General features: G+C 41.9%; 22 protein-coding genes, 2 tRNA genes and 1 pseudogene. 19 read left to right on the forward strand and 6 right to left on the reverse strand.

Features of this window, described 5'->3' with window-relative positions:
* From NNJ73_RS06300 to NNJ73_RS06320, 5 genes are all read right to left on the reverse strand, one after another.
* Positions 1-1,258 (reverse strand): DEAD/DEAH box helicase family protein (locus NNJ73_RS06300; RefSeq protein ID WP_254493254.1); only part of this gene is annotated, 1,258 nt, incomplete at its 3' end.
* Between the two features lie 615 nt (positions 1,259-1,873).
* Positions 1,874-3,469, reverse strand: a complete 1,596-nt coding sequence (locus NNJ73_RS06305; RefSeq protein ID WP_254492199.1) for a YfjI family protein — start codon at positions 3,467-3,469, stop codon at positions 1,874-1,876.
* Entirely contained in the window at positions 3,466-4,146 is a 681-nt protein-coding gene (locus NNJ73_RS06310; RefSeq protein ID WP_254493256.1) for a hypothetical protein, read from the reverse strand. Before NNJ73_RS06310 ends, NNJ73_RS06305 begins: the two co-directional genes overlap by 4 nt.
* A 103-nt stretch (positions 4,147-4,249) precedes the next feature.
* On the reverse strand, positions 4,250-4,450 hold the full coding sequence (locus tag NNJ73_RS06315; RefSeq protein WP_254474096.1) for an AlpA family transcriptional regulator: 201 nt from the start codon (positions 4,448-4,450) through the stop codon (positions 4,250-4,252).
* 210 nt (positions 4,451-4,660) lie between these two features.
* Positions 4,661-5,827, reverse strand: coding sequence for a site-specific integrase (locus NNJ73_RS06320; protein WP_254493258.1), 1,167 nt, complete (start codon positions 5,825-5,827; stop codon positions 4,661-4,663).
* A gap of 180 nt (positions 5,828-6,007) precedes the next feature.
* On the opposite strand from NNJ73_RS06320, the gene NNJ73_RS06325 reads away from it, so the two are divergent.
* The 12 genes and pseudogenes from NNJ73_RS06325 (at position 6,008) to NNJ73_RS06380 (ending at position 20,295) form a co-directional block, all read left to right on the forward strand.
* Positions 6,008-6,823 carry a hypothetical protein gene (locus tag NNJ73_RS06325; RefSeq protein ID WP_254493260.1) on the forward strand — a complete coding sequence of 272 codons (816 nt, stop codon included), beginning with the start codon at positions 6,008-6,010 and terminating at the stop codon, positions 6,821-6,823.
* A gap of 39 nt (positions 6,824-6,862) precedes the next feature.
* Positions 6,863-8,272: a hypothetical protein gene (locus tag NNJ73_RS06330; RefSeq protein ID WP_254493262.1), complete on the forward strand. Its 1,410-nt coding sequence runs from the start codon at positions 6,863-6,865 to the stop codon at positions 8,270-8,272.
* Complete coding sequence (locus NNJ73_RS06335) at positions 8,269-10,488, forward strand: hypothetical protein (protein ID WP_254493264.1); 2,220 nt, start codon at positions 8,269-8,271, stop codon at positions 10,486-10,488. Before NNJ73_RS06330 ends, NNJ73_RS06335 begins: the two co-directional genes overlap by 4 nt.
* Positions 10,489-10,503: 15 nt before the next feature.
* Positions 10,504-11,139 (forward strand): transglycosylase SLT domain-containing protein, encoded by a 636-nt coding sequence (locus NNJ73_RS06340; protein WP_254493266.1) that lies wholly within the window; start codon positions 10,504-10,506, stop codon positions 11,137-11,139.
* 11 nt (positions 11,140-11,150) lie between these two features.
* Positions 11,151-12,152: a phage tail protein gene (locus NNJ73_RS06345; RefSeq protein WP_254493267.1), complete on the forward strand. Its 1,002-nt coding sequence runs from the start codon at positions 11,151-11,153 to the stop codon at positions 12,150-12,152.
* Positions 12,153-12,161: 9 nt separating this feature from the next.
* Complete coding sequence (locus NNJ73_RS06350; protein WP_254492186.1) at positions 12,162-13,175, forward strand: phage tail protein; 1,014 nt, start codon at positions 12,162-12,164, stop codon at positions 13,173-13,175.
* Positions 13,176-13,182: 7 nt separating this feature from the next.
* Positions 13,183-14,317, forward strand: a pseudogene (locus NNJ73_RS06355) (phage tail protein).
* A 9-nt stretch (positions 14,318-14,326) separates the two neighbouring features.
* Complete coding sequence (locus NNJ73_RS06360) at positions 14,327-14,560, forward strand: hypothetical protein (RefSeq protein ID WP_254475215.1); 234 nt, start codon at positions 14,327-14,329, stop codon at positions 14,558-14,560.
* Positions 14,561-14,581: 21 nt separating this feature from the next.
* The gene (locus NNJ73_RS06365) at positions 14,582-18,970 is read left to right on the forward strand and encodes a hypothetical protein (protein ID WP_254493269.1); all 4,389 of its coding nucleotides are present in this window, start codon (positions 14,582-14,584) and stop codon (positions 18,968-18,970) included.
* Positions 18,971-18,979: 9 nt separating this feature from the next.
* Positions 18,980-19,309 carry a hypothetical protein gene (locus NNJ73_RS06370; protein WP_254492184.1) on the forward strand — a complete coding sequence of 110 codons (330 nt, stop codon included), beginning with the start codon at positions 18,980-18,982 and terminating at the stop codon, positions 19,307-19,309.
* A gap of 64 nt (positions 19,310-19,373) precedes the next feature.
* Positions 19,374-20,036 carry a lysozyme gene (locus tag NNJ73_RS06375; RefSeq protein WP_254475209.1) on the forward strand — a complete coding sequence of 221 codons (663 nt, stop codon included), beginning with the start codon at positions 19,374-19,376 and terminating at the stop codon, positions 20,034-20,036.
* A 31-nt stretch (positions 20,037-20,067) separates the two neighbouring features.
* Entirely contained in the window at positions 20,068-20,295 is a 228-nt protein-coding gene (locus tag NNJ73_RS06380; RefSeq protein WP_254473145.1) for a hypothetical protein, read from the forward strand.
* A gap of 174 nt (positions 20,296-20,469) precedes the next feature.
* Here NNJ73_RS06380 and NNJ73_RS06385 read toward each other — a convergent pair.
* Positions 20,470-20,545: transfer RNA gene (locus NNJ73_RS06385), tRNA-Val, on the reverse strand.
* A 172-nt stretch (positions 20,546-20,717) separates the two neighbouring features.
* Between NNJ73_RS06385 and NNJ73_RS06390 the strand changes: the two genes are divergently transcribed.
* The 7 genes from NNJ73_RS06390 to nuoF all read left to right on the forward strand — a co-directional run bounded on the left by NNJ73_RS06390 (position 20,718) and on the right by nuoF (position 26,087).
* Positions 20,718-20,794: transfer RNA gene (locus NNJ73_RS06390), tRNA-Asp, on the forward strand.
* Between the two features lie 293 nt (positions 20,795-21,087).
* On the forward strand, positions 21,088-21,453 hold the full coding sequence (locus NNJ73_RS06395; protein ID WP_005773599.1) for an NADH-quinone oxidoreductase subunit A: 366 nt from the start codon (positions 21,088-21,090) through the stop codon (positions 21,451-21,453).
* Positions 21,444-22,025, forward strand: a complete 582-nt coding sequence (locus NNJ73_RS06400) for an NADH-quinone oxidoreductase subunit B family protein (RefSeq protein ID WP_039758600.1) — start codon at positions 21,444-21,446, stop codon at positions 22,023-22,025. The genes NNJ73_RS06395 and NNJ73_RS06400 overlap by 10 nt, the downstream gene beginning before the upstream one ends.
* 17 nt (positions 22,026-22,042) lie before the next feature.
* On the forward strand, positions 22,043-22,651 hold the full coding sequence (locus NNJ73_RS06405; RefSeq protein WP_254493686.1) for an NADH-quinone oxidoreductase subunit C: 609 nt from the start codon (positions 22,043-22,045) through the stop codon (positions 22,649-22,651).
* A gap of 120 nt (positions 22,652-22,771) precedes the next feature.
* Positions 22,772-23,962, forward strand: coding sequence for an NADH-quinone oxidoreductase subunit D (locus tag NNJ73_RS06410; protein WP_254493271.1), 1,191 nt, complete (start codon positions 22,772-22,774; stop codon positions 23,960-23,962).
* On the forward strand, positions 23,962-24,636 hold the full coding sequence (nuoE, locus tag NNJ73_RS06415; RefSeq protein WP_254493273.1) for an NADH-quinone oxidoreductase subunit NuoE: 675 nt from the start codon (positions 23,962-23,964) through the stop codon (positions 24,634-24,636). The genes NNJ73_RS06410 and nuoE overlap by 1 nt, the downstream gene beginning before the upstream one ends.
* 143 nt (positions 24,637-24,779) lie before the next feature.
* Entirely contained in the window at positions 24,780-26,087 is a 1,308-nt protein-coding gene (gene nuoF, locus NNJ73_RS06420) for an NADH-quinone oxidoreductase subunit NuoF (RefSeq protein WP_254493274.1), read from the forward strand.
* Positions 26,088-26,090: the final 3 nt, after the last annotated feature.

The following is a 26,090-nucleotide window of genomic DNA, read 5'->3' on the forward strand; positions in this document are numbered from 1 at the left end:
CTTGTAGAGCTTTTGAAAAAGTATAAGTGTAAAGATTTTTCCCATAGAGCGCTTCATCATCCATGGACGCCAGAACGGCATCGGATACGTCAGCCTTCTTTTTCAGCTTGTCAGTAAAGATCTTAGGCGTTGCTGTCATATATAGACGTTTTTTGCCGCCAATGATGCTGTTGTCATGAACCTTGATAAATTCAGATTCATGCTTGTCTGTTCCCAATACAACCCCCGTCGTCCTATGAGCTTCATCGCAAATAATCAGATCAAACTCGGGTAACCCATAATCCTTTTGTGCATCCGAAATCACTTGAATGGAATGATAGGTTGAAAAGATGACTGTCATCACATCAAGAGAGGTTTTATTGGCTTTACGTGCAAGCTCTTGTGAATCCGTGGTAGCGGGCAAAACAAGATCAGAAGCATCCAGACCAGATTCATCATCATGTTTCCCTTTACGACGTTTTCCTACTTGTGTATCCGAACACACCGCAAAGGAACGCAAAGGGATTTCTGTATCAATGGTCCATTCGCGTATCGTTTGTGACATCAAAGCAAGAGAAGGGACTAAAAACAACACACGCTTGCCTTTTCCCGCCATGGTCTCTGCTATCTTAAGGCTTGTGAAAGTCTTGCCCGTCCCACATGCCATAATAAGCTTGCCACGGTCTGCTTCTTGTAAACCTTCACAAACAGCTTTCAGTGCATCCTTTTGATGATCTAAAAGCTTTTTTTTCGGTTGTTCTTTAAGGACGGCTTGTCCTCTTTCTTTATAAGCCCCCCAATCAATTTGGCTGTTTTCTAAATCAAACAGATTAATCTGTTGAATACGAACTTCTTGACCATCACATGTGTTGTTCGCATTATCACTCCAATTGCTTTCAGTGCTATCAACCAATATGCGACGTGTGAATATTTTCTTCCCAGAGGCAGCGATAAAACTATCAATATCTTCTTTTTTAATGATGTGAGAAGCATCATAGCATTTACATTGAATAGCCGCATAGCCGCCGTCATCACGGATTGTAGCGACCAGATCAATGCCAATATCACGCCCATCTTCATCATGCTCTTGAGCCCATTCCAAATAAGTTTGAACCTTTTCGTATTCTTGCTTTTGCAAGGGGTCTTCAGACAGATAATCCTTCACAAGATTTTCAAACAGAGTTCCCAATTCACGGGGTGATTTAGCCTTTTCACGGTAGAATTCTAAGAGAGAACGTAGCGTGACGTGTTTATTATCAGACTTAACAGATTGCAGCATATTACAATAAAAATCCCTTGTCTTATAAGATGATCAATAACCATCAAAAGAATCAAAACGAATTCAATTAAATGCGTTTAAAACAAATATCGATAAAAATGGGAAAAAACTGCTAAAAAGCCGATAATTTTTTCAAAAGAGTTTTTAAAAGGATACTTATCAACAGCCTATGAGAAAGATCAGATCAGCAAAATAGTGAAATTTGCTATTCATTTGATGTGTTACTCAAGACAAATTCACTATGGGCGCTTAAAATATCATAATGATTATTTTGATAAGTTTTATAAATCATTGAAAAGGGTATTTGTGTCAGTTCAATTTACTGACAGATAACTGACAGGTTTTAATCAATTTACATCATTGGTTATTTTTAAAGATTGCACCATTGATATGAGTTGTGTTTTAAAGTCATTAATCTATTGAAATATAATAACTTTTATTTTTGATTAAAAAATATATAGAAAGGGGGGGCTAAAAAGAACTGACAAGACTGACAGCACTGACAAAACTCTTTTTACAAAGTCATTCAGATCATTTTTTTTGGAAAAAAATTACTTAATGAGAATGCTATAAAAAGAGTTTTGTGTGATTGTTTTAAAAACTTCAAAAGAGGTGTTATTGTTTTATGCTGTTGTTTTTGACCAAAGGATGCCATTCATAATAGGCGCTAGGGTGTCCACTTGTCTGATGTGTTATAAACTTTTTTCGCAGGTGATTAGAACGACATAAAAGCTCTAAAGCTTGCGTGACAGCTTCTTTATTTTTTAAAGAACTCCAACATCGTCTATAGATATCCCTTGCCGTAAAAACATCGGGTAAACAATCACAGCGTTCGACAATCAATTTTGCACGCTCTGCTGTTAATGTATCCCCCGCCGCATAAAGACGTTTTGCGTGACTTATCAGATATTTTTCCCAACGCAACGCTGTTGTGATAGCATAGAGACCAATTTCAAAACGCCCGCTGTCAAGAAGTTCAAAAATCAACGCAAGGCTTGCTATGGTCTTTGGCATTTTTAAAACATGCGATTGTAAGCTTTCAGAGAAACGACCACTTTTTGCCTCTCTATGAAGATTTTCTAACCATTCATAAAATTTCTCTTGTGCTTTTGGCATAAAACGCATGATCAGCGGATGTTCTGGAGAACCTAGTCGTTTATCACGAAAAGAACGAAAAACACCTTCATACTTTTGCCAACCCTCTTGATTGGGAGGTCTATCAACCAATTGCCACTCTTTTGTCTCATCGGGCCACACCAGCATTTGAAACCGTTGCAATAAGCCGTCATCGTTTATTCCACGGTGCATGGCTTGAATGATGGGAATAATTCGTGAAGGTTGAATGCCTCCAATCATTGATAAAGTTACATGGGGAATAAAAATGGTTCCACGCTCGATACGGTCATAGGTAAATTGATCATCTCCATTAAAAGCTGTTAAATAGAAAGAACGGTCTGTTTGATATTCCTTTCTCTCCAAATTGGCTAAAAAACCAGACAATTCATCACGGACCATTAAGAGACCACGGGGGTTTTCTTTTAACAATTCCCCAAGCTTTTCGACGGTCACATCATTGACAATAAAACGCGAGACATCATCATCATGAGCACTGTCTTTAGAGAGCGTTTCAAACAACAGAGCACGGGCTGTTTCACACTCACCTTTTTTTAGCGCTTTATTGGCTTGTCTTTCTTTTTCTCTTTTGTCTAAACTTTCTAATCTCTCTTCAATTTCTTGCCTTTCTTTCTGCTTTAACCACTCTTTATACCATTCCTTTTGAAGGCGCGTGATAGGAGCTAAAGCGGCTTTCATGGCTGGTGTTTTATATGTTGACGATTGACCAATAAGAGCCCCCCAAAGATTAGGAACAATTGTCCAATCATCATGTTGTTTTGGAGCAACTCGCACGCCATTTCCAATCACAGCAGCCAAACCACAGAGAGCAGAGACAGCCATAAAATCGAGAGGGGCTTGTTGACGCTCTGAAACGTCATAAATATAGTCCATGAATGGCATTGGGAGCTGTAATGGATTAAAAGGTTCGACGGGTAAGAGAGCACTCTCAATTGGTTTTAATTCTCCCCAACCATTTTGTTGCAAGGCTTGTTCATAAGGAATGGCTTTTAAACAAGCATTATCATTTAAAGAGGCATTATCGTTATCATTGACGGGGGTATTCTTCTCTAAAATATTTTTATTATCTTGTTTCATATTACGTACCTTGAATGATAGAGAAAATCGTTGAAATCGGTTCCTTTTGGAGCTTGCATGATAAAGACCTCAAAGCCTTGGCTATAAGCACGCTTTGCTAAAGTAAAATCTGCTTTACGACCCGCATCATCTGCTGGTTTTTGATCTGTTTTGCAGCCATTGGCTTTTAAAAAGGTCCTATGAATGGCAAAAGAACCAGCCCCCTTAACAAGCGCCACCAACGCGGGCAGTTTCATTCCTAATGGGTGTGGACATTTGTCGTGAAAACGTAAATCAGCAGGCAATTCACATGTGAGCCCCCGCATGCGTAAATAGGTTTCTGCTAAAGTATTTTTGATCGGTTGACTTTGTTGCCAAATCTTTTTTGCTCTTTCTGCTTTTTGTTTTGCTCTTTTGAAATCAGTACAAAACTGTTTTGAGAAAGAAAGCGTATGATCATAAGCTTTATCAAAAAAGGCTTGTTTTCCAAGCAAGCCAATTCTTCTAAGCGCTTGTATGATCTCTCTAAAAGAGCAACCAGCATAACAAGTGAGCAAGAGACGCCCATCATTTCCATTGGTAATGGATAAACTAGGCAATTGATCATCGTGAGCAGGGCAACGGGCAAGTCCATAACACCCATACCAAACCCCATGCAAGGCACGTGTAATGCCCTGCACATTCGTAAAAGAAAACATATTTTTGATCCTATAATGATTGCATCATAGGACGGACTCTGCACTTCATTAACTTCGTGTGAAAATGAAAAGCCTTGTCCATCCTTATGTGACAAGGTTTTTTTTATGCCGCATCACTTTGACGTTGCTGTTTTGCTTGTTCGATAACATTGGTAAGATCCGATTGTAACCAACGCGATAAAAAACCAAATTTTAAAGGTTTTGGAAGAGAGCCATTGGTCACATGACGGCGGAAAGTTGAGACACTCATATGAAGCAATTTTGCACTTTCACGGTCTGTTAAAAGAATATCGTTTTCTGTCATAGTAAAATCCTTTCAAATATTAAAAAATGAGAACAAATCATAAGCATTTATTAACCATATTTTTGCATCATATGAAAGGTATTTAGTTTATAGAAAACAGTATTTTATCATATATTTTCTCATGTGATAATTTATGAGTTTAATTGAGAAAGAATGAGAGAAAAGAGAGAGAAAGTTATCCACAGATAATGGGGTATTACACCCCATATCTTAAGATTGACCTGTGACATAAGCCGTCCATTTATCCATATAGACACGGCGCTGTTCTAAATAATCAGTACGACGATAGGCACGCTCTACTTTACCCCCAACCGTATGAGCTAGAATGGTTTCAGCAACCTCATAGGGGGCATCGGTTGTTTCAGCAAGCCAATCGCGTAAACTAGAACGAAAACCATGGGGACGTGCTTCAATTCCAATCTGTTGCATATATTGTGACATGCAATTTTCACCAAGGGGACCGCGACCGGTTGCAGAAAAGAAGAAATCGTTGCGAGAAAGCAATCGTGCTTGTTTTAAGATTTCTAATGCCTCTGATGATAAAGGAACGCGAAATTCTGTTGTAGCATCCCGCCTTCCTTTCATATTTTCAGCAGGGATAATCCATATATCGTCTTCAATTTGATCTTCACGAATATGACGCAAGGAATTAGTACGAACGCCTGTCAAAATAAGCAAACGTAAAGCCAGTTGTGTTAGGGTTGATGCTTCGCAAAGTGTTTTATAAAAAGCCGGCACATCTCTCCAATCCATTGCTGGTAAATTTTGCGTTTTATGACGTTGTTTACCTAAGAGCGCGCGTGCTTTTTCTGTTGCTTGTAAATCAACATCCAATCCTAATGCAGCCGCATGTTTGAGACAAAGATTAAGACGTATCAATGCTGTTCGAGCAGTTCCAGCTTTTGAATGCCAAATAGGGGCGAGTGTGTTGCGTATCTCTGTTTGTGTAATCTCAGAAACGGGCAGACAGCCTAATTTGGGCAGAATATGAAGGCGTAATGGTAAAAACCAACTTCCATCTCTTCCATCCCCTTTTAATTCAGCTTTACGACTTTCAAAAGCATCTACAGCAATATCTTTTAAATAATGGAGATTGCTTATTGCTTCACGCTTTTGTTTGTTGCGTTCTTTAATGGGGTCACGACCTTCACGAAGAACAGAACGCCACCCCGTTGCCAATTCACGGGCTTGTTTTAAAGAAACATCTCTTAAAGCACCCAAGCCCATTTCACGACGGCGCCCGTGAATAGTATAACGATAAAGCCATTGAGCACCCCCATCTTTACGCTTATGAAGAAGCAAGCCGGCACCATCATTATATTTGCCAGCCCCCAATGTTGCGACAGATCTTGCATTAAGACGGTTCATAAGGACCATTTTTACTCCTTTCTTATACAAATTTTACCCACACACCAGCCCCGCTTGTGACGTGCAAATGAGTGATTTTGATTGATGCAACATAAACAGATTTGAAATGAGAGAATCTTACGTTATTCGGGTCATTAATTCAATATGAATAACGCTAGATTATCATTATAAATCAATATGTTGTCTCAAATGTATAACACAGGGATGGGTGGTAATGTTTATGGTGGTCCGCGTGTTGCGCCGTTAAGTGATCAGACGCGCTATGCCATTGGTGGACTTGGAAGTATACCTCATCATTATCAAAACCGTTCTTTGATGAATACGATCTACAATCCAACGTCGGCAGCAAATAATCTTGGAAGAATGGCTTCTGGCGGTATGGTTGGACAGAATTCCTCTTTTAATGCCGCTCTTCAAAATAGTTTAGACCGTGTAAGAGATACGATTAACAGTTCTTTTGCAGGTGCAGGTCGTTATGGATCTGGTGCACATACAGATGTATTGGCAAATGAACTTAGTGCTTTGTCTACAAGTGCTACAGCAAACCAGTATAATCAAGATGTACAGAACATGATGCAAGCCAATGCAATGATTGATCAAGCCAATCAAAACCAGTTGGGAGCTTCGAATAACTTCTTACAAGGTTATGGTAATGCCTATTCTAATGCCATACAGGGAGGAGGCGTGCTTGATAATTATAATCAACGGCTTGTTGATGCCAATCGCGAACGTTGGCTGGAGCAGGACAATAGCGGTTGGAACAGACTGAACATGTTGATGAATGCCGGTCATGGTTTTGCAAGAAATTACGGTACGACGACGAATAACAGTACGAATTCTCTGGTGCAAGGCAATAATCCTTGGAGGAATGTAGGAACTGTAGGTTCTCTAGCGCTTCAGGCAGCACCAATGGCTTTTGGTTATATGATGGGTGGTCCAGCAGGAGCGGCAGTAGCAGCAGGAATGTCGAAAGAAGTCATCGAACTTCTTCGTAAGAAACAATAACTGAAGAATAATTAAACAATAGCTTTGTAGGAGAGTGTGATGGTTGCACCGATAATCCCAATGGCTTTAGTGGCAGGAGCGAGATTTGCACCGCATATTATGCGATATCTTTATCCCAGATTGGCTCCAAAAGCGGTTACAGGGGCGCAAAGATTGGGACAATTCATGAAAGCAAATCCAAAGAGTGTTATATCTACTGCTGCGGGGATGACTCTCGCCCCTTTGATGGCACCAGAGGAGGTTCAAGCCCCCTCCAACCCCTATTTACAAAATATGCAGCAGCCATATGGACCATTTATGCCCTCTACGGCTCTTAAAACGGAAATGCCTCTTGGTGTAGGCAATCATCCACCTATGCCAAATCCACTGGAGGAATCCTTACAAGAACTTACACCTAAAGTTGATGTTCCCCAAACACAACCATTGCCACCTACATCACAAACACCGCCTTCTGAACCAACAGATTTAGAAAAGTTTTTACAATCCAATACTTATAAGTTTTTTCAATCAGATGCTTATAAAAAGCTTCAAGATCTTTTTGCAGGCATGTCGGCAGCACCCTCCGGTGGTTCTGGATGGGATGCGCTTGCAAGTGGTGTGAAGCATCTTAATGAAGGCGATAAACAAAGAGGGCAGGTTAACCAAACCGTCGAGTATCTAAAATCCAAAGGCTACAGTGAAGAAGAAGCTGCTGTCATGGCACGTAACCCTCAAATGCTTAGTGCACTGCTAACAGGTGGTAAGACCCCAGAAGGCTTTCAATCGTATACCAATCCAGAGACAGGTGAACTTGAATATAGACCGGTTAAGGGGTCTATGCAGGAACTTGAATATAATCAGAAGTTACAAGCACAGAAAGAATGGGAGAGTAGAAAGAAAAACAATATGTTTGCTACCAAGATGCAGTTGCGTGCTGGATTAAATGATCTGAAAGCTGCTTTTGAACTCCTTAAAGAAGGTAAATCTAACGCGTTTGTGCGGTGGCTTTCACAAAATGCTGGAGGAAGTGAAGGATACAGATTAAAAAAATTATTGGAGGGAATTAGAGGAAGTGTTTTAAAGACGGTATTTGAGAACCTAAAATCGATGAGTGCTAGCGGAGCTGTAGGGACAGGTCCTATATCAGATTTTGAAAGTAAAGCTCTATCATCAATGTTTGGTTCTTTAGATGTTGGGCGGACTAAAGAGGAATTGGAGAGAACTTTTAAAATAATTCAAACAGCCTTTAATTTTTTCAATCAGCATAATGATCTTCAACTATACAATGCATTAACAGGTCAGGCTCTAGATACGCCAAAAGAAATCTCTGATCAATATTTTGTAGATTTACCAAGGTCACAAGGAGGCAGTGAAAACTTTCCGACTCTAAGTAGTGTAGAACAAGCTCAAAAAATGCCCGTAGGGGTTGAATTTATTTACAATGGTCAAGTTTACAAGAGGGCTCAATGATTAATAATAAGAATTCTCTTGTAGTTGGTCATGCATTAGGTTCTACGAACAAGCAAGGTAAAAAAATATCAGAACTTGGTCCAAATTTTATCAACCTTGGTTCTGTTTCAGAATATGCAGCTAATCGACAATATCCATCAGAGCTTGGTCCGAATTTCATCAATTTGGGTTCTATTTCAGATTATAACAATCATTCCTATGAAGAAGAAGCAGAACACCCCGAAATCACGCAAGGAGAAGCGTTTTGGAATTCTTTAAAACACGGTCTTAGTTTTAATTTAGATGATGAAATTTCAGGGATTACAGCGGCAGGGCGAGACCATGAGGATGATTATGCTATACCTGCTTTTATTAGGGGGTTGGGGAGATATTGGTCTGGAGATAAAAAATCCGTAGAGAAGTATGAGAAAGCAGCCAATAAACTGCGTGATTATTATCGTAGGATGAATGATCAGCATTATTGGACGTCGCTTTTTGGAGGTGCTTTAGGGGCGGCAATTCCTTCTCTTGCAACGTTAGGGGGAGGAGCGTTAGCCGCAGGAGCCCGCTTTGCAGCCCCTAGACTTACCAATAGTCTTGCAGGATCAAAATTAGGTCAATTGCTCTTAAATGCAGGTCAGTCACGTCCAAGCCAATTTGCAAGCCCGTTTTTAGGTATCACGAACAAAACAACGTTGCCTCATTTACTTAAAGTAGGTGCAGCATCTGGTGCATTACACGGAGCAGGAGAAGGTGAAGGATTGGGGAATACACTTACAAGTACAATAGCTGGAGCAGGTTTAGGAGCAGGAGGGACATTGGCAGGAAGTGCTTTAGGTCATTTAGCTGGTTCTACGGTTGGTGGAATAGGGAGACTTTTTTCTCCTTCTCATAAGGAAGGCGTTGAAAAAGCAACATTAAGAGCAATCAGTAAACATTTAGGCAATGAGTCCTCTGAAGCTCTTGGAAAATCTTTTGGCAGTAAAGCCGTTAATACCGATTATGTTGCTGATCATAGTCCTTTTTTACAAGATCTTGTTTTTGATATAGCGCAAAAAAATCAAGGGGCTTATCTTGATTTGACCAAAAGAGCAGAGGCGAGAGCGTTGGGAGGAGGGGAACGTATTCACCAAGCCGCTGATGAACACTTTGTTCCTCGTCAAAATATTACAGGTTTAAAAGATGATCTTATTGCGAGTAGAGAGGCAGCTACAGAATCTCTCTATGATATAGCCAAGAAGACGCCGATCGGAGAAAAATATTATGGCGCGCTTAATGAATTGATGAAGCGTCCCTATTTCAAACAAGCTTATAAAGAAGGGTTACAGGAATTTACGAGTAAAGGCATAGAAGTTGGTCCATTTTCTTCTCAAAAGTTTAATCTTCTTCAAGAAAAACCCAACATGGGTGTTCTCCATGAAACGAAGGTTAAACTTGATCTTATGAAAGATGCAGCCGAAAAGACGGGAGATAATAGTAAAGTTCATACCTTAGTTGGCATCAAGAAAAAGCTATTAGAGATTATGGATGATATATCGCCTAAATATAAGAATGCGCGGGCATTGTATCATCAATACAGTTCACGTGTAGATGCCATGGATGAAGGTTCAAAAATCCTTAGTAAGTCGATTAATAAAGATGAATTCAGTAAAATTTTTGATGAACTACCAGAAGCACAACAAGAGTACTTAAAAAAGGGCTCAAGGGGACAACTTTTAGAGGGCATGGGGCAAACAGGAGATAAAGTCTCCAAGGCAAAGGAGATTTTTGATACGGATGATCTGTATGATAGGTTTGCAAAGATTTATGGCGCCGATAAAGCTTCTGCTGTTAAGAGTGTTGTTGGTAAAGAAGCCAATTATGCTGATTTTTACAACAGAATACCAAATAGTATAGCAAATAAAGATATCTCTTTTAGGCATAATGTTAGTGTTCCAACAAGTCAACGTGATGCAGCCTTTCAAGCAGGGAAAGCAGCGGTAAAAGCTTCTTGGATTCCTTTCAAGGAAGCGGCGTTTAGAGAGCGTCAACGAATTGAAAAGGATGTTGTCAAGCTGTTAACGGGTGGTTCAGAAATTCGAAATGAGAAAATTGTAGAGCTACTTCAAGATATGGTGAAAGCCCATCATAAAGGATATGTTACGAAAGAATGGGTAAAAAAATATTTTGCTGCTCTGTTTGGAGGTGGAGGAAAAGCCTTAACAGAAGAATTGAATGTACTGAGTGCATTTGAATAGGGAGAAGATTAATTGATGACCCGTTACAGCCCTTCAGTTGATCAAGCGATCCGTCAAGCAGCGGCGCGATATGGCTTGCCGGAAAGTTATTTATACCGTGTTGCGCAAGTTGAAAGTGGGGGCAATCCCAATGCAAGGAATCCACGGTCTTCTGCGGGTGGGTTATATCAGTTTATAGACAGCACCGCGAAACAATATGGTTTGCAAGACCGTTTTGACCCTATGCAAGCAGCCGATGCCATGGGGCGGTTTACGCTTGATAATCGCAATCATTTAAGCCGTCTGTTGGGAAGGGCGCCTACAGATGCGGAACTGTATTTAGCACATCAACAAGGAGCAGGGGGAGCAGCGCGGCTTTTGCAAAATCCCCATGCCAATGCAGCGCAATTGGTTGGGAGCAATGCGGTTGGTTTGAATGCAGGCAATAACGCAATGCGCGCAAGTGATTTTGTTAATCGTGTATTTCAGATGTATGGGGGGCAGCCTTATAGAGCAAGCCCTATCGCACGGGGTGGTATGGGCGATAGAGAGAACTTGCTGGAGGTTTTACGGGCATTACTAGCGTCACAGGAAGAGCCTTTGGAAGAAGAAGAGCGTGAAGATGATAATCCTTTGATGACGCAATTCATGCGGGCATTTTACGGAGTTTAGGGTTCTAGGATATGTCAACGATTTATGATTGGTCGCTAAGAGCGGCGGATAACACGCGCGCAGATGATTTAATTGATTGGTCAGAGGGGCAGCACCCTAGTAGCGTAAATAAAAGCGCCCGTGTGATGATGCAGCGTGTCAAGGAATACTTGTTAGATGTGGGTGGAACACTTGAAGGGATTGTGACGAATAATTATGGACAACGAATAAGTACAATACGTCTTGAAAGCCAATCGGCATTTTTAGTGTACAAGAATGGTATCGTTTTACGCTTTATGGCGACAGGCAGAAATATTGGAGCAACCACGGTTTTTCTGAATGCTTTAGAGGGCAAGCCGGTTTATAAAGCGACCGCCTTAGGGATTGGTCCTTTATCGGGCGGCGAAATTCAACAGGGATGCATTTATACATTAGTCTATAATGGAGATCATTGGCACCTTGTTAATCCCACCTCTATCCCTTTAGAAGAAGAACTCAGTCTTTATCCTACTGGTTTTATCGGAACGTTTGCGATGCGTGATCTTCCAACAGGTTGGTTACTCTGCGATGGGAGAGCATATTCGCGTAGTGATTATAGTGATCTGTTTTCTGCGATAGGGACGGTTTGGGGAGAAGGGAATAGTGTTACGACGTTTAATGTTCCGGATTTTCGGGGGATGTTTTTACGAGGTGTTGATAGCGGTCGTCATATTGATGAAGGGCGTTCTTTTGCAAGTGTGCAAACAGATTTAATGGAGTCACACGAACATCAGGGGCAAAGTCTTTCCTTTCCCCATTTTACGAGCAATGAAGATTTTTGGGATGGGAATACGACGGCTGTTTTGGGGTACCGTCTAGGATTGTTTGGAGGGGGGGCTCTTGCAAACTTTATGGGAATAGAGCGTGAGAATTTAGGGAGCTATATTGCAAGCCCCTATGCTCTTGATGAAGATCAAGAGGTTGACTTGAGAAACTCTGGTGAAGGAGAGACGCGTCCAGTGAATGTTTCTGTTCTGTATGCGATTAAGACATGAGGTTTTACGATGTCGACGATCTATGATTGGTCTTTGAGAGCTTCTGAGAATGCCTATTGTGATGATTTGATTGATTGGTCAGAAGGACAGCGTCCTAGCAGCGTGAATAATAGTGCGCGTGTGATGATGCAACGCGTAAAGGAATATTTATCCGATACGAGTGGTATGATTGCAAATACCTTTACGGTTGATGCGGAACAACAAACGACGTTGATAAGACTTGAAAGCCACTGTCAGTTTTTAGCGTATAAGAATGGTATCACGGTTTGTTTTAAAGCGAAGGGCAAGAATGTTGGGGCAACAACAATTGCTTTAAATGCTTTACCCGCCAAGCCTCTTTATAAGGCGACGGAATTAGGCATGCGTGCTTTGACAGGAGGCGAGTTTCAAAAGGGGTGCATTTATCGTTTGGTTTATAGGGATAATGGTTGGCATGTTTTGAATCCTACCCCCTTGCCTTTATTACAAGAACCAATGATTTCAGTTTATCCTACCGGTACGATAGGGATTTTTGGAATGCAAGTTTTGCCAGAAGGCTGGTTAGTCTGTAATGGGGCTGCTTATTTGCGCAGTGATTATCCAGCACTTTATGAAGCGATAAGAACAAGATGGGGTGGCAGTGATAGTTGGACGAAGTTTAATGTTCCCGATTTGCGTGGCGTGTTTTTGCGGGGTGTTGATGATGATCGCGAGATAGACCGTTTTCGTTATCTTGGCACATTACAGCATGACACTATGAGAAAGCATGAACATGGAGGTCAATCGGTTACGATTTTGAATGATGCCAATGAGGAAGAGAGTTGGTATGGAAATATGATGATTATCTGGGGGTATGTGCTGAATGAGCAGCAAAGGGAAAAGCTTGCCGAGCGTTTGGGTGTGCGTGCAGAGGATATACGGTTGCATCATGTGCTTGCCTTTCCCCATTCCCATCTTCACATGCGTGATGTTGTTTGGGCTCGTTCAGGTGTCAGTGAAACACGCCCGATTAATATGAGTGTTGTGTTTGGGATTAAGACGTGAGGTCAAGATGTCAACGATTTATGATTGGTCTTTGAGCGCCTCTGAGAATGGTGGGGCAGATAGCTTGATTAATTGGTCAGAGGGACAGCACCCTAACACGGTCAATAACAGCGCGCGTTTTATGATGCAAAGAGTCAGTGAGTATTTATCCGATACGGGGGGGGGTATTGAGGGTATTATTACAGTTGATCAAAAACAAAAGACGAGTGCGATACGTCTTCAAAGTCAATCGAAATTTTTAGCGTATAAGAATGGTATCACGGTTTGTTTTAAAGCGAAAGGTAAAAACGTTGGGGCGACCACGATTGCTTTGGATAATTTGGCTGCTAAGCCCGTTTATAAGGCGACAGAAAGCGGTTTATTAGCCTTATCGGGAGGCGAGATCCAAGAGGGCTGTCTTTATACTGTTATGTATGATGAAGAGATAAGCGGTTGGCAAATTCTCAATCCAACAAGGGGAAAAGCGTCTTCTTTAAAACGCCTACCGTCTGGTTTTATTGGTCCTTTTGCAATGGAACGCTTGCCGGAAGGCTGGTTAGTCTGTGATGGGCGTGCTTATTTGCGAAGCAGTTATAGAGCGTTGTTTGACGCGATAGGAACGACATGGGGCGCGGGAGATGGCGTTTCGACATTTAATGTTCCCGATTTTCGGGGGATGTTTTTACGGGGCACAGATTATGAACGTGGTCTAGACCCTTGGCGTTTTTGCCAGCCAGCAAGCGTGTTCTTTAAAAGCGCATGAACATTTAATAGGACCGGCTTCTTCGGTTGACCGTTCTTCACGCAAGAAACGAGATGTTTCTTCTTCTGAAGCTTCTTTGCCAAGGCGAAAGAGATCACTGGATGAAGAGGAGTGTTTAGGGTTGAGTGGTGATGCCTTGGAAATGTGTAATCAAGAATTTGATCAAATCGCAGGAAGTTCACAAGTAGAGGTTCCCTTTTGGTTTACCGATAAAGATAAGCCGCCGCGCTTGCCTTGGTTTATTCGAAGCCCCTTTGCGAACTTTTTATATTATTCGACGCCTCTCAAAGAGGGCATTCATGATAGGGCGCATCATGATCATCATCTTATGTCAGAGAGGGTTGGTGGCGCTGAAACGCGCCCCGTTAATGTGAGTGTAATTTATGGGATTAAAACATGAGGAGTTGAAATGACCTTAAAACCGTTTGCGATATCAGAGCTTAGCGACCCGTCCCAAGTACGGGTCGTTTTGTATTCAGGGGGAGGCTTTTTGCATACGCCGCTTCAAGGGATTGTTGATTTAGTGACAACAGCTTTGAAAACAGAGTTTGATGGTTCGCAGAAAGAGATGGAGAAACGCTTAGAGAGCTTAAGCGCAGATCTTGAGGATTTGAAAGAGTGTTCTTTGGATGAAGCTCTTTAGAGGGAGTAAGGAGGAAAGCAGATGAAGATCCCCGATCATAGTCATGAATATTTGATACCGGTGGCAACTGAAGAGGAAATCAGAGAAGGCACCTCGCAAAGTAGCGTTGTTGTTCCGAAGATTTTAGGGACAGCCTCTTTGTATTCGTATGAGACTTTTGCACCGTTAGAACAGGTTGTGAATGCAAGGCAAGAGGCAGAAAAAGCGATGGCGCGTGCAAATGGTGCGCAACAGGTTGCAGAAGAAGCTAAGAGGGGCTCAGATCAAGCGCTCACAGAGGTAACAAAAACGGTTCAAACGGTTAATGTAGCGCTTACAACCTCCAGTGAAGCGAAGGAAGCGATTACAGCAGCAACAGCAATCGCCAATGAAGCAAAAGAGACAGCGGATAGCGCCAAGGGCTTAGCCGAAGAAGCCCAAAATGCCTCTGATGCTGCAAAGCACATAGCAGAAGAGACCAAAGCAGCGGTTGATAGAGCTTCAGGGGAAATCAGTGGTACGAAAGGTTCACTGGCTACGGCATTGGAAAGTTTTGCAGAGGTTAAGCAGGTAAGTGAGAATGCCGTTAATGTCTCGACAGAAGCTAAGAGGTTAGCCGATGCATCAAAAACGATTTCTGAACGTGCAGAGCAAACAGCGCGAGAAGCTTCCCAAACAGCGACAGAGACGTCCCAAGTAGCCGCAACCGCGGTAGCAACGTGTCATGAAGTCAAGACGGTAGCGACCCAAGCCAGTCTTAAGGCAGATGGAGCCAAACAGACAGCCGATGATGCCAAGGATATTGCAGAAGCGGCAAAAGGTTTATCGGAACGGGCGACAGCTTCTGTTACAGAACTGACAAAAACAGCAGAGCAAATCCAAACGCGTTCTAATGAAGTGTTGAGGAATGCAAAAGAAGCCAAGAATAAAGCAGAAAGTTTAGAGACTATTGCTAATGCAGCAAAACAAACGAGTGATGATGCAGCACAAACAGCGACAGCAGCAAAGAGTCTATCAGAAGAAGCAAAACGAGAAGCCGGTGTTGCAAAGACCACAGCTTTAGACGCTAAAAGCGCGGCAGATAGTGCAAACACGAAAGCCGAGCAGGCACAACAGGCAGCAACAACGGCATCTCAAATAGCTTCTGAGGCTAAGACAGTTGCAGAGCAAGCCTTACAAGCCGATAGACAAGCGGTTCGTGAAGGGAGTGAAGCATCCAAAAGTTTAGCAGAAGCCGTTCAGAAGAAAGCTGAGGCAGCAGAGAGAGTTGCACAAGAAAGTAAGAGTGTTTGTGAAGAAGCCAAACAGCTCGCAACAGAAGCTAAAAATGCCTCTACAAGTGCGCTTAGAGAATCGAGTGATGCGAAGGAGAAAGCTTCTACAGCGCTTACATCAGTCAATGATGTCAAGGGGATTTCTGAAGAAGTTAAAGGTTTAGCAGAAAAAGCAACGACATCATCTACAGAAGCGCAAAAAACCGCCGATGAAGCATTAAGAGAAGCAAATGCAGCGAAAACAATGGCGGATACGGCATCTAGCACAGCTCATGATGCCAAGGGGATTGCTGAGGAAACTAAACAAACGCTTGGAGATGTTAAAAGCGTTGCAGACACGGCATTATCGACAGCCACTACAGCTAAGCAGAAAGGTGATGAGATAAGCCAGCAAACTTCAGAAGTCTTAACGAAGTCTGGTGAAGCAAAGGCTAAAGCGGAAGAGGCACAACGGTTGGCATCAAGCTCACAAGAGGCAGCAGAAACAGCAAAGGCTAAAGCCGAAAGCGTAGAGGCAGTTGCGAATGAAGCTTCACAGACAGCAATATCTGCGAAGAGCCTATCAGAGGAAGCAAAAGAAGAAGCAAGCAATGCCACAACGATAGCCTTGGAAGCGAAAAGTTCTGCGGATAGTGCGTCGGCGAAATCAGAGCAAGCCCAGCAGAGTGCAACCGAAGCCACGCGAATAGCCAAAGAAGCCAAAGCAGCAGCAGAAGCGGCAGCGCGTTCAGGAGAGGCGGCAGGGCAGGTAAGTTCAGAAGCCGTTAAGGACATAGCGGAAGCAGCGAAGAGTAAAGCGGAAGCAGCAGAGAAGGTAGCAGAAGAAACGAAAGGAGCTTTGGATAGTCTAAAACAAGTAGCCAATAGTGCGAAGTCGACCGCCGAAGAGGCAAAAAAGGTAGCCGATGGTGCACAAAAGAAGGCATCACAGGTAGAGACAGTAGCGGGTGAAGCTGAAAAGATAGCGAAAGAAGCCAAACAGACAGCAGGCTATGCCAACCATGAGGCGGAACAAGCGCGCAGTGAGGTAGAAAAGGCAAAAAGTACAGCTCATGAAGGCTGGAGTAATGCCAATAAAGCGAAGGCAGCAGCAGATGAGGCTAAGACCATAGCAAGTTTAGCACGGACATATGCAGACGAAGCCAAGAAGATAGCGGAAAATTCAGGCAACACAGCTCATGAAGGGTGGAGTACAGCTCACAAAGCGAAGGAAGTAGCCGATGACGCTAAGACTATAGCAAGTTTAGCGCGTACGTACGCAGATGAAGCCAAGAAAAAAGCCGAAACAGCAGATTCACAATCCTATCAAGCCAAGGGTGAAGTAGACAAAGCTAAGGAAATAGCTAATAGTGCAAAATATACAGCCGAACAAGCACAGAAAGCGGCAGAAACAGCGGGTAAAAAAGCAGATTCTTTAGAAACAGAAGCGCGAGAGGCACAAAAAATAGCTAAGGAAGCCAAGGAAAAAGCAGGCTACGCTGAACATGATGCGCGACAAGCCCGTAGTGAGGCAGAATCCGCAAAAAATATAGCTTATAACGCTAGTAGTACAGCTTATAATGCGAAGGAAGTGGCAGATAATGCTAGGACTACAGCAAGCTTAGCGGAAATGGCAGGTGAAGAAGCCAAGAAAATAGCGGAGAAAGCCGATAACCGCGCGTATGAAGCTAAAGGTGAAGTAGGGAAAGCCAAGGAATTAGCGGAGAGTGCGAAGTCCATAGCCCAATCTGCGGAGAGAGCGGCTGAAGAAGCTAAGAAAACAGCCAATACAGCATGGTCAAAGGCGGATGGAGCGAATGATGCGGTAAAGGCTATAAAAGATACAGCAAGTTATGCAAAACATGAAGCAGGACAGGCGCGGTCAATAGCAGAAAAGGCAGAGAAAACAGCCTCGTCTGCGGTAAGTAGGGTTATCGATATCAATCAAGTGGTTGAGAATTTTAAAGCCCCCGTAAGTTTAGCGCGGATGTATTCAGACGAAGCCAAGAAAAAAGCGGAAGCAGCAGATTCAAAAGCTTATCAAGCCAAGGGCGAAGCCACTAAAGCTAAGGAAACAGCCGATAGAGCGAAAAGGACAGCGGAAGAAGCCAAAGGAGTTGCAGATCAAGCAAAGAAAACCGCCGATACAACGAAGCAAGAGCTTGGAGGTCTCAAAAGTTCTTTAGCAACAGCAACGGCAGCTCAAACAACAGCAACAGCAGCAAAAGCACTAGCAGAAAAGATAAATACTTTACTGAAACAGTCTAATTTAACGATTTTGTCAAATTCTACCCCGTTTCTTGTTGCTACAGGCAAAGCGCAATTAACGGTAAAAAAAGGAACGACCCTAACCTTGGGAGTAGGCAATGATATTTTGGTTGTAAGTTATACGGTAGACACGAGAATAGATATTTCTTCTCTTTCTGCGGGCAAGGATTATTATGTTTATTTGGTTTCTGATGGAGGACAGTCTCATAAATTTGTTGTATCGGAAAACTCTACGTATCCAAGGAATTACACCGTCAATAATTCGCGCAAGATAGGAGGGTTTCACACGCTTTGTGCGGATGTTGGTACGATTTCTGGTCATCTCTTATCGGGTTATCGTGCAGGGGATATATTACCCCACTCTGTTTGGTGTCTCAATCACCGCCCTTATAGTTCACCAGAAGGAATGGTTTACGACTTCTCTACAGATCTTTGGGTTGATATTTATCTTCAGTCAGGCGACGGTGTAAATACGAAATCGGTTTATCGTGCAAATGTAACAACTAACCGTAGTTATATGCAGCATACAACAGATATGATGCTTGTAAATAAGTCATTATTAAGTGATGAAGAATTTGCTTCTGCTATGCATGGGAGTAATGATAAGACAAGTATTCAAGGTAAAAAGGCACCTTCTCCAAAATATTCCGGAGGACATAGGGATACGGCAAATCGTCGTATGATTTCTCATATAGGATGTGAGGATGGTTGCGGCTATATGTGGCAGTTTTTGTCAGGATCTATTTTTTTCTCAACAGCAGATAATGTAGATCTTAAGGCAATGGTAGCTGGAGGGACTTGGAATATTGAAGGGGATAGCCACCGATTTGGTCGAGGATATATATCTATCAATGCTGCAAATGAACAAGTTTCGGCGCGTGGATGCAGCCGCTCACGTAGATTTATTTGAGAGGTTAAAATGTTTTCTTATCCAGAACACTTAAATACGAAGCAAGATTATCTAAATATGCTCGAATTTGATAGGGAAGAAACGGTAAAAAGGCTAGAGCAGCTTTTATCAACGCGTTTTTATTGGGTCTTTATCAAAGAGCTCAGTGAAGGAGAAGAGGGGGTAGAAGATGACACGCATAAGGTTGCTCTCATAACCGAAATGCCGTCTGATCTCAATGGAGATTTTGTCAAAAAGCGTTGTCAGTATGAATTACAGGAAAGCGAATATGCACCGCTTTTTCAACTTGGCTTTCGTGTTGAAGAAGTCGAGCAGTTGATCAAAGAGCATAGCCAATAGAAGATCATAAAAGAAGATTTTAATCCAGCCTCACAGATGTGGGGCTTTTTTTATGGAGGGTCAGATGAGAAAGATATCAAAGGAAGGATTAGAGCTTATCAAACAGTGGGAAGGGTTACGTTTAGAGGCTTATAGAGATGTAGCATGTATCTGGACGATAGGGTATGGTCACACCAGCAATGCCGGTCAACCGCTTGTTAAAAAAGGCATGCGTATCACACAAGAGCAAGCAGAAGAAATTCTTTGTGAAGACTTAAAGCAATTTGAGAAGACGGTAGAGGAATCGGTGACCGTTTCATTAACGGATTGCCAATTCGCGGCATTGGTATCGTTTTGTTATAACGTAGGAACGAAAGCCTTTAGCAAGTCAACGTTGTTGAAGAAGCTTAATCAAGGGGATTATGAAGCTGTTCCTAGTGAATTACAGAAATGGAATAAGATAGGGGGTAAGCCTTTTGTGGGATTATCCAACCGTCGAGCAGCCGAAGCCGGTTTGTGGGCGAAAGGGTCTTACATTGCTTCGAACTATCACAGGGTAGAAACGAAGGAGAGAACAGGTCTTTTCAAGATAGAGGCGCTAGCCCCGATTATAGGGTCTTGTTCAGGATTTGGAGGCTTTTTTGTTGGTAATGGACCAATTCAGTGGGCGTTAGCAGGGATTATGGTTTTAGCGGCGTGTACAGGACTGGTGATTGTTGCCAAACGTTTTAAGGAACAGCGCTTGTGATTTGGGGGCGCAAAATAGGGAGCACGCTTATGTGGTTGGTCAAATGAGTAGAAAGCGTAAACCGGAACAAGATCTCACGGAGACAGAACAACAGCTTCTTCATGAGATGATAGAGACGTATCAAGGCTTAAAGATGATGTCACGCATTATGAAGTGGTTAGCCTTCATTGTCTTTATGTTTGTCATCGATTTATCCCGTTTCATAGATGCGCTAGATAATCACTTCTCACACTTTAAAAAATGGATAACTAAGAGTTAGAGATTTACAAAATCTTTTCTTTAAAATCGCAAAAAAATCACCTCGAAAAGAAGTTCTGATTCGCAATAATTAAGAGGCATGTCGGAAAATCCTATTCCCTTACTTTTATTGAAGCGTCCCTAACCCATTAAAATACACATAAAATCAATAAATTATAGGAGAAGTAAAAGTGTATGGTGGGCGATGAGAGACTCGAACTCCCGACATCCTCGGTGTAAACGAGGCGCTCTACCAGCTGAGCTAATCGCCCAATGCAATGATCAGCAACTGAATGGCTCCTCTTTAAGGAAAAAATTTTCTAAACGCAAGAATAAAGATGCTATTTGATAATTTTTTTAAAAAATGCATAATCCTTCTTGACATAAGCGAACGAACCCCTTACACGACCGCTTGTACCAAGAATAAATTGGTGCAGAAAATGCGCGGGTGTAGCTCAGTTGGTTAGAGTGCTGGCCTGTCACGCCGGAGGTCGCGGGTTCGAGCCCCGTCACTCGCGCCATTTTATGTTTCCTTATGGGATTTCTTTTTAAGATATTCATGTGCTGTGAATTAGGTAGTGAAGTGTCTGATTTTTGGGGGATATATTTTTCTTCCTTTTTACATGGTTTATAAGAATAGGGCTTGCGTCTTTCGTTGCTCTGCGTTACCTATGCCGATAAGAAAAGTATCGCTCTGATACTTTTCAAGCATTATGAGTAGAATGAATAGAGCGATTATTAAATTTGTCTGTTTGATCTCGCAATATCGGTCATTGTGTTAAATTCAGACATTTCATTACGATGGAAGAGGGTTATGGCTTATTTATTGAGCTCTTATTTGCCAGTCTTGATTTTTATTATTGTCTCAGCGGTTATTGCTGGGGTTTTGTTGATTACACCTTACATTGTAGCATATCGTTCTCCCGATCCTGAAAAGTTATCGGCTTATGAATGTGGATTTAATTCATTTAGTGATGCACGTATGAAGTTTGATATTCGTTTCTATTTGGTTTCAATTTTGTTTATTATTTTTGATCTTGAGGTTGCTTTTCTTTTTCCTTGGGCTGTTTCATTCGAATCGATAGGTATGTTTGGCTTTTGGTCGATGATTGTGTTTTTAGCGATTTTGACTATTGGATTTATATATGAATGGAAAAAAGGAGCTCTTGAATGGAATTAAGATCTAATAATTCAACGATTACAGCTCCAAAACCAAAAGGAATCATTGATCCCAATACCGGTGAACTGATAGGATCAGATGATAAGTTTTTTCGTGATATTAATGCGGAATTATCAGACAAGGGTTTTTTAGTTACCTCAGCAGATGCTTTGATTACTTGGGCACGTACCGGTTCTTTAATGTGGATGAGTTTTGGTTTGGCTTGTTGTGCTATTGAAATGATGCAATGCTCAATGCCTCATTATGATAATGAGCGTTTTGGATATGCACCACGGGCTTCACCCCGTCAGTCCGATGTGATGGTGGTGGCAGGTACTCTAACAAATAAGATGGCACCTGCTTTAAGAAAAGTGTACGATCAGATGCCGGAGCCACGTTATGTGATTTCTATGGGGTCATGTGCAAACGGTGGAGGGTATTATCATTATTCCTATTCGGTGGTGCGTGGATGTGATCGTATCGTGCCTGTTGATATATATGTTCCAGGGTGTCCGCCTACAGCAGAGGCATTATTATACGGCATATTGTTGTTACAGAAAAAAATCCGTCGTACCGGATCCATAGAGCGATAGAAAGTTTTCGTGTCATGATGGATGAAGCATTGGTTGAACTTGCGGTTTATTTGGAAAACAAGTTAGGCAATAAACTTGAAGAGACCGTTCTTGCTTTTGGTGAATTAACCATTGTGGCACGTCTTGATGCAATTACCGATGTTTTAATGTTTGTTCGTGATGATTCTCGTTGTCAATTTATTAATCTTACAGACATTAGTGGTGTGGATTATCCTTCTCGCGATAAGCGCTTTGATGTCTCTTACCAATTATTGTCTCCTCGTGAGAATTTACGTTTACGTGTTAAAGTTCGTACGGATGAAAATACGCCTGTTGCTTCAGCTTGTGCGGTTTATCCTGGTGCAGAGTGGTATGAACGAGAAGCCTATGACATGTACGGGATTTTATTTTCAGGTCATCCAGATTTGAGACGGATTTTAACAGATTATGGGTTTGAAGGCTATCCTTTACGCAAAGACTTTCCTGTGACAGGATTTGTTGAATGTCGTTATGATAATGAAGCAAAAAGGGTTATTTATGAGCCCGTTGTTTTGCGCCAAGAAATGCGTAATTTTGATTTTCTTTCTCCTTGGGAAGGAACAGAATATATTTTACCCTGTGATGGAAAAGCAGATGGAAAAAAATAATATTGGTTTTGATAAGGCGTTATATTAGAGTAATGTGTTTCTTAAATAATTAAATGTTTTTAATACGATAGATTTTTTTAATATTTGATATGAAGTTTTTTAAAAAGCAAGGGGTTGGTTGTGGCTGAGGTCAATGTTCGAAACTTTAATATCAATTTTGGTCCGCAACATCCTGCAGCGCATGGCGTTTTGCGCATGGTTCTGGAGTTAGACGGTGAAGTTGTTGAGCGTGTAGATCCACATATTGGACTATTGCATCGCGGTACCGAAAAGTTAATGGAAACAAAGACTTATCTTCAAGCAGGGCCTTATCTAGATCGTTTAGATTACGTTGCTCCTATGAATCAGGAACATGCTTTTGTTCTTGCAATTGAAAAGTTATTAGATATTAAGGTTCCTAAAAGAGGGCAATTAATACGTGTTTTGTTTTCTGAAATTGGACGTATTCTTAATCATTTGCTTAATGTAACAACACAGGCTATGGATGTTGGTGCTTTGACCCCACCGCTTTGGGGGTTTGAGCAACGTGAAAGATTGATGATTTTTTATGAGCGTGCCTGTGGCGCTCGTCTTCATGCAAATTATTTTCGTCCTGGTGGTGTACATCAAGACTTACCGGAATCTTTAGTTGAAGATATTGGTAATTTTATTGAGCCATTTCTTGTTTCTCTTGGGAAACTTGATGCGCTTGTGACACCAAATCGGATTTTTAAGCAGCGTAATGTGGATATTGGTGTTGTCAGTATTGACGAAGCTTGGGCACGTGGTTTTTCTGGGGTTATGATCCGTGGAGCTGGTGTGCCATGGGATTTGCGTAAAAGTCAACCTTATGAATGTTACGATGAAATGGAATTTGATATTCCTATAGGTAAAAATAGTGATTGTTATGATCGCTATCTTATTCGTATGGAAGAAATGCGCCAATCAGCAAAAATTATGCGTCAATGCGTAGAACGATTATTGGGGACTGAAAAGAATGAACCCGTTTCGAGTTTGGATCGCAAAATTGTACCACCAAAGCGAAGCGAAATGAAAAGCTCAATGGAAGCGCTGATTCATCATTTTAAACTCTATACGGAGGGTTTTCATACGCCTCCTGGAGAAGTATATGTTGCAGTGGAAGCGCCAAAGGGTGAATTTGGTGTTTATCTTGTTTCTGATGGAACCAATAAACCTTATCGTGTTAAGTTACGTGCTCCAGGGTTTGCTCATCTCCAAGCTATGGATTTTTTAACCCGAGGCCATATGTTGGCGGATGCTACAGCTATTTTGGGTTCGATTGATATTGTTTTTGGGGAGGTTGATCGCTAATGTCCGTACGCCGTCTTGCAGATGATGTCTATCAGCCCGCAGAGTTTTCTTTTACAAAGGAAAATCAGATATGGGTGAAAAATACCATAGAAAAATATCCTGTAGGGCGTGAACAATCGGCTGTTATCCCGTTATTAATGCGTGCACAAGAGCAAGATGGTTGGGTGACGCGTGCTGCAATTGAGCATATCGCTCAAATTCTTTCTATGGCGTATATCCGAGTCCTAGAGGTTGCCACTTTTTATACTCAGTTCCAGCTTAAGCCTGTAGGGACAAAAGCGCATATTCAAGTGTGTGGTACGACTCCTTGTATGTTACGTGGTTCTGATGAATTAATTAAAGTTTGTCAGAAAAAAATTCATCATGAACCTTTTACGACCAATCAGGATGGAACCTTATCATGGGAGGAGGTGGAGTGTCTTGGCGCTTGTGTGAATGCTCCTATGGTCATGATTTTTAAAGATACTTATGAAGATCTTACAGCAGAGCGTCTTGAAGAGATTATTGATGCATTTGAAGCAGGAAAAGGTTCTGAAATAACGGTGGGGCCACAAAACAGTCGTCAATCATCGGAACCGATTAGTGGTTTAACCTCTCTTCTTGAGGATGAAGAAAAAAGGAAATCTCTCAAATTTTCAAAGAAAAAGGATCATAAAGGAATGGGGGCTGAGTGAGATATTTTTTTGAAAAGATATTTCATTATTTTATCCATATTATAACGACGTTTAATTGAAAGTAGAGAGTTTTAAGAAGTTTTTAAAAAATGCATTTGAGGAAAAGCTAAAAATGCTACGGCTAATAGAAAAAAAGGTGGGGTATGCTTGCTGATAAAGATCGTATCTTCACCAATATTTATGGTTTAAAAGACAAATCATTAAAGGCTGCGATGTTGCGTGGGCATTGGAATGGCTTGAAAGAGATTATTGATAAAGGTCGTGATTGGATTATTGATGAGGTGAAGGCGTCAGGTTTACGTGGTCGCGGTGGGGCGGGATTTCCTACCGGAATGAAGTGGTCTTTTATGCCAAAGCAGAATGATGGTCGTCCTCATTATTTGGTTGTTAATGCTGATGAATCAGAGCCTGGAACATGTAAAGACCGCGATATTTTACGCCATGATCCCCATACTTTGATTGAAGGATGTGCAATTGCTACTTTTGCAATGGGAGCAAATGTTGCTTTTATTTATATTCGTGGTGAATATATTCGTGAGCGTGAAGCGCTTCAAGCGGCTGTGGATGAATGTTATGAAGCAGGATTGCTTGGCAAAAAAACAAAATATGGTCATGCTTGTGATATTATTATTCATCATGGGGCAGGTGCTTATATTTGTGGTGAAGAGACAGCGCTTCTTGAAAGTCTTGAGGGGAAAAAAGGACAACCTCGTCTCAAACCGCCATTTCCTGCAAATATGGGAATTTATGGCTGTCCAACAACAGTCAACAATGTCGAATCTATAGCGGTTGTTCCAACGATTTTACGTCGTGGGGCTTCGTGGTTTTCGTCAATTGGTCGTGCAAATAATGTTGGAACGAAGTTGTTTATGGTTTCTGGGCATGTGAATGCTCCTTGTACCTTTGAAGAAGCTCTCGGTATTTCTTTCCGTGAATTGATTGAAAAACATACGGGAGGTATTCGTGGCGGATGGGATAATCTTTTAGCTGTTATTCCAGGAGGCGCTTCTTGTCCGGTAGTTCGTGGTGAGGATATGGTTGATGCGATCATGGATTTTGATGGTATGCGCGATGTCGGATCTTCTTTTGGAACAGGGGGGATGATTGTTATGGATAAATCGACGGATATCATCAAGGCGATTTGGCGTATAGCAGCTTTTTTTAAGCATGAAAGTTGTGGTCAATGTACACCATGTCGTGAAGGGACGGGATGGATGATGCGCCTTTTAGGACGTATGGTTGAGGGAAGAGCGCAAAAGCGTGAAATTGATCTGTTATTTGAGGTTTCTAAACAGGTTGAAGGGCATACGATTTGCGCACTTGGTGATGCGGCGGCATGGCCTGTACAAGGGTTAATCCGTAATTTTCGTCCGGAAATCGAGCGTAGAATTGATGAATACACGCGAAATGTTGTTCAAAGAAAGAATATTGCTTTGAAAGCAGTGGGATAGAAG

Origin of the sequence: Bartonella sp. B1099 (assembly GCF_944801835.1) — a bacterium.
Classification (GTDB): Bacteria; Pseudomonadota; Alphaproteobacteria; order Rhizobiales; family Rhizobiaceae; genus Bartonella.

What these genes read in the sequence shown, in the direction of transcription:
- NNJ73_RS06305 (WP_254492199.1), bottom strand. Translation starts at nt 3,469, where the DNA reads ATGAAACAAGATAATAAAAATATTTTAGAGAAGAATACCCCCGTCAAT.
- NNJ73_RS06310 (WP_254493256.1), bottom strand. Translation starts at nt 4,146, where the DNA reads ATGTTTTCTTTTACGAATGTGCAGGGCATTACACGTGCCTTGCATGGG.
- NNJ73_RS06315 (WP_254474096.1), bottom strand. Translation starts at nt 4,450, where the DNA reads ATGACAGAAAACGATATTCTTTTAACAGACCGTGAAAGTGCAAAATTG.
- NNJ73_RS06320 (WP_254493258.1), bottom strand. Translation starts at nt 5,827, where the DNA reads ATGGTCCTTATGAACCGTCTTAATGCAAGATCTGTCGCAACATTGGGG.
- NNJ73_RS06325 (WP_254493260.1), top strand. Translation starts at nt 6,008, where the DNA reads ATGTATAACACAGGGATGGGTGGTAATGTTTATGGTGGTCCGCGTGTT.
- NNJ73_RS06330 (WP_254493262.1), top strand. Translation starts at nt 6,863, where the DNA reads ATGGTTGCACCGATAATCCCAATGGCTTTAGTGGCAGGAGCGAGATTT.
- NNJ73_RS06335 (WP_254493264.1), top strand. Translation starts at nt 8,269, where the DNA reads ATGATTAATAATAAGAATTCTCTTGTAGTTGGTCATGCATTAGGTTCT.
- NNJ73_RS06340 (WP_254493266.1), top strand. Translation starts at nt 10,504, where the DNA reads ATGACCCGTTACAGCCCTTCAGTTGATCAAGCGATCCGTCAAGCAGCG.
- NNJ73_RS06345 (WP_254493267.1), top strand. Translation starts at nt 11,151, where the DNA reads ATGTCAACGATTTATGATTGGTCGCTAAGAGCGGCGGATAACACGCGC.
- NNJ73_RS06350 (WP_254492186.1), top strand. Translation starts at nt 12,162, where the DNA reads ATGTCGACGATCTATGATTGGTCTTTGAGAGCTTCTGAGAATGCCTAT.
- NNJ73_RS06360 (WP_254475215.1), top strand. Translation starts at nt 14,327, where the DNA reads ATGACCTTAAAACCGTTTGCGATATCAGAGCTTAGCGACCCGTCCCAA.
- NNJ73_RS06365 (WP_254493269.1), top strand. Translation starts at nt 14,582, where the DNA reads ATGAAGATCCCCGATCATAGTCATGAATATTTGATACCGGTGGCAACT.
- NNJ73_RS06370 (WP_254492184.1), top strand. Translation starts at nt 18,980, where the DNA reads ATGTTTTCTTATCCAGAACACTTAAATACGAAGCAAGATTATCTAAAT.
- NNJ73_RS06375 (WP_254475209.1), top strand. Translation starts at nt 19,374, where the DNA reads ATGAGAAAGATATCAAAGGAAGGATTAGAGCTTATCAAACAGTGGGAA.
- NNJ73_RS06395 (WP_005773599.1), top strand. Translation starts at nt 21,088, where the DNA reads ATGGCTTATTTATTGAGCTCTTATTTGCCAGTCTTGATTTTTATTATT.
- NNJ73_RS06400 (WP_039758600.1), top strand. Translation starts at nt 21,444, where the DNA reads ATGGAATTAAGATCTAATAATTCAACGATTACAGCTCCAAAACCAAAA.
- NNJ73_RS06405 (WP_254493686.1), top strand. Translation starts at nt 22,043, where the DNA reads ATGGATGAAGCATTGGTTGAACTTGCGGTTTATTTGGAAAACAAGTTA.
- nuoE (WP_254493273.1), top strand. Translation starts at nt 23,962, where the DNA reads ATGTCCGTACGCCGTCTTGCAGATGATGTCTATCAGCCCGCAGAGTTT.
- nuoF (WP_254493274.1), top strand. Translation starts at nt 24,780, where the DNA reads ATGCTTGCTGATAAAGATCGTATCTTCACCAATATTTATGGTTTAAAA.